The 1,196-nt window shown below is 45.3% G+C and carries 2 protein-coding genes; both read left to right on the top strand.

Going from position 1 to position 1,196, the window contains the following annotated elements; translation table 11 throughout:
- The coding region (locus F6K37_RS43435) for an RNA-guided endonuclease InsQ/TnpB family protein (RefSeq protein WP_287257348.1) at nt 1-580 on the top strand (580 nt) is incomplete at its 5' end.
- Nucleotides 581-637: 57 nt separating this feature from the next.
- Nucleotides 638-1,196 (top strand): TRAP transporter substrate-binding protein (locus F6K37_RS43430; RefSeq protein WP_502887846.1); only part of this gene is annotated, 559 nt, incomplete at its 3' end.

The raw sequence follows: 1,196 nt of genomic DNA, 5'->3' as shown, positions 1-1,196 counted from the left end.
TAATCCACGGTTCTACAGAACGGGTGAGAAACGTCTAAAGTTTTATCAGCGTCGGGTATCCCGAAAAAATAAAGGCTCTGCTAACCGCAATAAAGCCATTAATAAATTAGGTAGGGCACACCTTAGAATAAGTAGGCAGCGTGAAGAACATGCGAAGAGACTCGCACGTTGCGTAATCCGGTCTAACGATTTGGTCGCCTATGAAGATCTAAGAGTTAAAAACTTAGTAAAAAATCACTGTCTTGCCAAATCTATTAATGATGCAGGTTGGTATAAATTTAGGGAATGGTTAGAGTATTTTGGTGATAAGTTCGGCAGAATAACTGTTGCAGTAAACCCTGCCTATACCAGTCAAAACTGCTCTAATTGTGGTAAAGTGGTTAAAAAATCCTTATCAACTAGAACCCACGTCTGTAAGTGTGGTTGTCAGTTAGACAGAGACCATAACGCTGCGATCAATATCCTTAAACGAGCCTTGAGTACGGTGGGGCACACCGGAACTTTTCTAAACGCTTATGGAGATTTGGCCTCTACTCTTCTTGGTTCCGACCTGGATGAGCAAGTCGAATCTGTGAAGTAAGAATCCCCCGCTTTCTAAGCGTGGGGAGTGTCAACCACTCTTGAATCAACAACAACCATGAAACGCCGACAATTTTTTAGTAACGCTGCGCTTGGTGCAGCCAGTACAGCTGCCTTAGCATCCTGTAATCAAGCTAGTACAGGACCCGTTGCTCAATCTGGCAGTCAGCCTATAGTTCGATGGAAAATGGTCACGAGCTGGCCAAAATCCCTTGATACTATCTATGGGGGAGCTGATACTGTCTGTAAGCGGGTCAGTGCCATGACCAATGGGCGTTTCCAGATTACCCCCTTTGCTGCTGGTGAAATTGTACCAGGATTAGAGGTTCTCGATGCCGTCCAACAGGGAACCGTTGAGTGTGGTCATACCGCTAGTTACTACTACGTTGGCAAAAATCCAGCCCTAGCATTCGGCACTAGTGTACCCTTTGGTCTAACCGCTCCACAACAAAATGCCTGGTTGTACCACGGTGGTGGCTTGGAATTGCTCCAGGAACTCTATGCTGACTTTGGCGTGATTAATTTTCCAGCGGGTAACACCAGTGCTCAGATGGGAGGTTGGTTCAAGAAACAAATTAATTCTGTAGCTGACCTGAAGGGATTAAAAATGCGTATCC

Source organism: Moorena sp. SIO4E2, from assembly GCF_010671945.1.
Classification (GTDB): Bacteria; Cyanobacteriota; Cyanobacteriia; order Cyanobacteriales; family Coleofasciculaceae; genus Moorena; species Moorena producens.
Note: the sequence above shows the minus strand (reverse complement) of the source record. Positions and strands in the feature narration are given on the sequence as shown.